Origin of the sequence: Saezia sanguinis (assembly GCF_003991585.1) — a bacterium.
Lineage (GTDB): Bacteria > Pseudomonadota > Gammaproteobacteria > Burkholderiales > Burkholderiaceae_C > Saezia > Saezia sanguinis.
The window spans coordinates 1-299 of the sequence record NZ_PQSP01000034.1 but is presented as its reverse complement, the minus strand read 5'-3'; the positions used below and the strand labels follow the sequence as shown (position 1 = coordinate 299).

At 63.5% G+C, this 299-nt stretch carries 1 protein-coding gene; it reads right to left on the bottom strand.

Annotated elements, in window-relative coordinates; all coding sequences use genetic code 11:
• Nucleotides 1-299: SLC5/6 family protein (locus CUZ56_RS14875; RefSeq protein WP_275427155.1), on the bottom strand; the 299-nt coding region annotated here is incomplete at both ends.

The window sequence follows — 299 nt, the reverse complement described above, 5'->3', positions numbered from 1 at the left end:
CATAGGAGGTCCCGAAGGACGGTCCGTCGGCTTGGTGCAGGAATTCGCTGAAAAAGGCATCGGGATCGTCGCCCCACTGCTGACCGACCGAGAACCCCACGTAGCGGGCCGCCCAGGCGATGATCACCGCGTAGTAGGTGGCGATCACGAAACAGATGGCCACCTGCCACCAGCCCAGCGCCGTCACCCGCCGGGACAGCCGGTGGAACGCCAGCGGTGGCAAGGCCCGGAACTTGTGACCCATCGCGTAGTCGAATATCAATACCGGAATACCGGCCGTGAGCAGCGCTATCAGGTAC